The 4,071-nt window shown below is 75.1% G+C and carries 2 protein-coding genes; both read left to right on the forward strand.

Annotated features, from left to right (window positions below):
- Positions 1-2,848, forward strand: a 2,848-nt coding sequence (locus WDV06_RS36420; RefSeq protein ID WP_395514089.1) for a type I polyketide synthase, incomplete at its 5' end; no start/stop codon positions are given.
- Positions 2,849-2,885: 37 nt separating this feature from the next.
- A partial coding sequence (locus WDV06_RS36425; RefSeq protein ID WP_395514090.1) for a beta-ketoacyl synthase N-terminal-like domain-containing protein occupies positions 2,886-4,071 on the forward strand: 1,186 nt, incomplete at its 3' end.

Consider the following 4,071-nt stretch of genomic DNA (forward strand, 5'->3'; position numbering starts at 1 on the left):
CGTGGCCGTGGACTGGGCCGCGCTCCTGCCCGCCGCCACCGCGCGCGTGGAGCTGCCCACGTACGCCTTCGACCACCACCCCTACTGGCTCCGGACGTCCGACGCGGCCACCGACGCGGCCTCGCTCGGGCAGGCCGAGGCCGACCACCCGCTGCTCGGCGCGGTCGTCCAGCTGCCGCAGTCCGACGGCCTGGTCTTCACCTCGCGGCTCTCCCTGCGCACGCACGCCTGGCTCGCCGACCACCGGATCGGCGGCGTGGCCCTCGTTCCCTCCGCCGCCCTGGTGGAGCTCGCCGTACGGGCCGGCGACGAGGCCGGGTGCGGGGAGCTGGAGGAGCTGCTGATCGAGACGCCGCTCGCGCTGCCCGAGCACGGCGGCGTCCGGGTCCAGGTCGCGGTCGGCGCGCCCGCCGAGAACGGTGCGCGCACGGTGGAGGTGTACTCGCTGCGCGAGGACGCGGCCGAGGGGGCCGGGTGGACGCGGCACGCCACCGGCGTCCTGTCCTCGGCCCCGGCGCCGCGGGCCACGGACTTCGACTTCGCCGCCTGGCCGCCCGCCGGCGCCCGGCCCGTCGAGGCCGGCGACTTCTACGGGGAGCTCTCCGGCCGCGGATACGGCTACGGGCCCGCGTTCCAGGGCGTGCGCGCGCTCTGGCGGCGCGGGGAGGAGCTGTTCGCCGAGGTCGCCCTCACCGAGGAGCAGCGGGGCGGGGCCGGTGCGTACGGTCTGCACCCCGCGCTGCTCGAAGCCGCCCTGCACGTCGAGACGTTCGGCGGGGCCGACACGCCGGAACTCCGCCAGCCGCTCGACTGGAACGGGCTGGTCCTGCACGCCGCGGGCGCTTCTGCGCTGCGGGTGCGGCTCGCTCCCGCGGGACCCGGCGCGGTCTCCGTGGAAGCCGCCGACGAGACCGGCGGCCCGGTGCTGACGGTGGACTCGCTGGCCCTGCGTCCCGTGTCCGTCGAGCAGGTGGGCGCGGCAGCGGGCACGGCGGCCGCCACCTCCCTCTTCGAGGTGGAGTGGACGGAGACGGCCGCGGCCGGGGGAGAACCCGTGTCCTGGGCTCCGGTGGCCACCGCCGACGATGTCACGGCCCTGGCGGCCGACGGGGCGGCGGCGCCCGCCGTCGCGGTCCTGGAGGCCGTCGGCGGGTCGGGCTCCGCGCTGGAGCTGACCTCCCGTGTGCTGGGGGTCGTCCAGGCGTGGCTGGCGGGCACCGGTCTGGAGGAGTCCCGGCTGGTCGTGGCCACCCGGGGTGCGGTGCCGGCCGGGGAGAGCGGTGCGGTGACCGACCCGGCCGGGTCGGCGGTGTGGGGTCTCGTACGGGCCGCGCAGGCGGAGAACCCGGACCGGATCGTCCTGCTGGACACCGACCCCGCCGCCGAGGACGGGCCGGATCCGGTCCTCGGCGCGGCGTTGGCCTGCGGAGAGCCCCAGGTCGCGGTCCGCGGCACCACCCTGACCGTCCCGAGGCTGACCCGTGCGGAGGGCCGGGCCACGGAGGCCCCGGCCGTGTTCAAGCCCGGGGGCACCGTCCTGATCACCGGCGGCACCGGTTCGCTCGGCTCCCTGGCGGCCCGCCGTCTCGTCTCCGTCCACGGCGTACGGCACCTGCTGCTGGCGAGCCGTCGCGGCCCGCAGGCCGAAGGCGTCCGGGAACTGGCCGCCGAGCTGACCGAACGGGGCGCCACCGTCTCGGTGGTGGCCTGTGACGTCTCCGACCGGGCCCAGGCCGAAGCGCTCCTGGCGTCCGTGCCGGCCGAGCACCCCCTCACCGGGATCATCCACACCGCGGGCCTCATCGACGCCGGCGTGATCGAGGCGCTCACCCCCGAACGGCTGGCCGGCGTCTTCCCGCCGAAGGTGGACGCCGTACGGCACCTGGACGAGCTGACGCGGGGCCTGGACCTGGACGCGTTCGTCGTCTACTCCTCGGTCTCCGCCGTCTTCATGGGCGCCGGCAGCGGCAGTTACGCCGCCGCCAACGCCTTCCTCGACGGCCTGATGGCACACCGGCGGGCCGCCGGCCTGCCGGGCCTCTCCCTGGCCTGGGGCCTGTGGGACCAGACCGACGGCATGGCCGCCAACACCGACGACCTCACCCGCAACCGGATGAACCGGCGCGGCGGCCTGCGGGCGATGACCCCGGCGGAGGGCATGGAACTCTTCGACGCCTCCATCGGAGCCGGTCAGGCGCTGCTGGTCCCCGCCCGGCTGGACCTGCGCGCGGTACGGGCCGACGCGGCGGCGGGTGGCGGCGTGCCGCACATGCTGCGCGGACTCGTCAAGGCCGGCCGGCAGCAGGCGCACACGGCGGCCGCGGCCGACGAGGGCCGGCAGCTGCACGACCGGCTGGCCGCACTGCCCGCCCCCGAGCGGAAGAAGCTCCTGCTCGACCTGGTCCGCACGCAGGTGGCAGCCGTCCTGGGCCACTCCGGACCGGAGCGCGTCCGGACGGACCTGGCCTTCAAGGACGCCGGGTTCGACTCGCTCACCGCGGTGGAACTGCGCAACCGGCTGCGCGACGCGACGGGCCTGAAGCTCCCGGCGACGCTCGTCTTCGACTACCCGAGCCCGCAGACCCTCGCCGCACACCTGCACGACGCACTGCTCCCGGAGAGCGGCGACGCGGGCGCACCGGACGTGGACGAGGCACGGCTGAGGCACGCGCTCGCGTCCGTCCCGCTCGCCCGGTTCCGGGAGGCAGGACTGATGGACGCCCTGGTCGGGCTGATCGCCCAGGCCGACGGCGCACCGGAGATCGGCGGTATCGACACGGCCGATGAAGAGAGGGCCATCGCCGAGCTGGACGTTGACGATCTCGTCCACCTGGCGCTCGGCGAATGAACACCTTCGAAACCGCTGAAAGAATGGGGAATTCAACGTGAGTGCGTCCTACGAGAAGGTCGTCGAGGCGCTCAGGAAGTCGCTGGAAGAAGTCGGCTCGCTGAAGAAGCAGAACCGTCGGCTCCGCGACGCCTCCCGTGAACCGATCGCCATCGTCGGCATGGCCTGCCGGCTGCCCGGCGGGGTGGCCGGTCCGGAGGACCTGTGGCGGCTGGTGTCCGAGGGCCGGGACGCCGTCTCCGGATTCCCCGAGGACCGCGGCTGGGACCTGGAGGGCCTGTTCGACCCCGACCCCGACCGTGCGGGCACCTCGTACGTCGACCAGGGCGGGTTCCTCCACGAGGCGGGCCTGTTCGACGCCGGGTTCTTCGGGATCTCCCCGCGCGAGGCGCTCGCGATGGACCCGCAGCAGCGGCTGCTGCTGGAGACATCGTGGGAGGCACTGGAGCGGGCCGGCATCGACCCCGTCTCGCTGAAGGGCGCCGACGTCGGCGTGTTCTCCGGGGTGTTCGGCCAGGGCTACGTCGCCCCGGGCGCCAGCATGGTCACGCCCGAGATCGAGGGCTTCGCCGGCACGGGCGGCTCCACGAGCGTGGCGTCCGGCCGGGTCTCCTACGTACTCGGTTTCGAGGGCCCGGCGGTGTCCGTGGACACGGCGTGCTCCTCGTCCCTGGTGGCCATGCACCTGGCGGCGCAGTCGCTCCGGCAGGGCGAGTGCTCCATGGCCCTGGCCGGCGGCGCTACCGTCCTGGCCAGCCCGGGCGTCTTCGCCGAGTTCTCCCGGCAGAAGGGCCTGGCCGCCGACGGCCGCTGCAAGGCGTTCGCCGACGCGGCCGACGGCACGGGCTGGGCCGAGGGCGTGGGCGTGGTCGTGCTGGAGCGCCTGTCGGTGGCGCGGGAACGCGGACACCGGGTGTTGGCGGTGCTGCGCGGCAGCGCCGTCAACCAGGACGGGGCTTCGAACGGTCTGACCGCCCCCAACGGTCCGTCCCAGCAGCGCGTCATCCGCGGGGCGCTGGCCAGCGCCGGGATCTCCGCCTCCGACGTGGACGTGGTGGAGGGCCATGGCACGGGCACCGCCCTCGGTGACCCGATCGAGGCCCAGGCCGTCCTGGCGACGTACGGGCAGGGCCGCGACGCGGACCAGCCGCTGTGGCTGGGTTCGCTGAAGTCCAACATCGGGCACACGCAGGCGGCGGCGGGCGTGGCCGGCGTGATCAAGA

The sequence above is a fragment of the Streptomyces racemochromogenes genome (assembly GCF_044129415.1).
In the GTDB taxonomy this organism is placed as follows: domain Bacteria; phylum Actinomycetota; class Actinomycetes; order Streptomycetales; family Streptomycetaceae; genus Streptomyces; species Streptomyces racemochromogenes_A.